Here is a 592-nt window from a genome sequence, read left to right as displayed (position 1 = left end):
ACAACTCCAGGTGGAGAAGTAACTCCTAGCGAAGATGATACTCCGACAAACATCACTCCAATGCCTGGTACAACTCCAGGTGGAGAAGTAACTCCTAGCGAAGATGATGCTCCGACAAACATCACTCCAATGCCTGGTACAACTCCTGAAGGAGAAGTAAATCCTAGCGAAGATGATACTCCGACAAACATCACTCCAATGCCTGGTACAACTCCTGAAGGAGAAGTAACCCCAAGCGAAGATGCTCCTAGCAATATGAATAAGCCAGGAGAAACAACTCTTCCTGATACCAATACCCCTAGCAGTAGTGAAGAAGAAACAACTCCCGATGCAGATGGAGCAAAAATATTAGCTCCTCAATAACAGTCAATCAATTTTAGATTTTAGATTTACGATTTTGGATTGTCCCCATAAATAAACTTAGGGGAATTTGAGAATTTTGGAATAAATCAATCTAAAATCTAAAATTTTTTCTGACTCAATGGAAAACCTTCATAGAGTAAGGGTTCTGGTTTCTCTAATATTGGTAATTGGGTTTAAAGCTATACCTAATACCAATAGCGAGTATCCAGAACTTTTTTTTAAGATTACC

Annotated in this window: 1 pseudogene; it reads left to right on the top strand. The window is 39.4% G+C overall.

The annotated features are described in order from the left end of the window. Window positions 1-363, top strand: a pseudogene (locus tag VB797_RS13250) (hypothetical protein); the annotation flags it as partial. Window positions 364-592 lie beyond the last annotated feature (229 nt).

It is taken from the genome of Rivularia sp. UHCC 0363, assembly GCF_034931125.1.
Taxonomy (GTDB): domain Bacteria; phylum Cyanobacteriota; class Cyanobacteriia; order Cyanobacteriales; family Nostocaceae; genus Rivularia.
The sequence above is the reverse complement of the archived record's forward strand: the minus strand, read 5'-3'. Positions and strand labels throughout refer to the sequence as shown.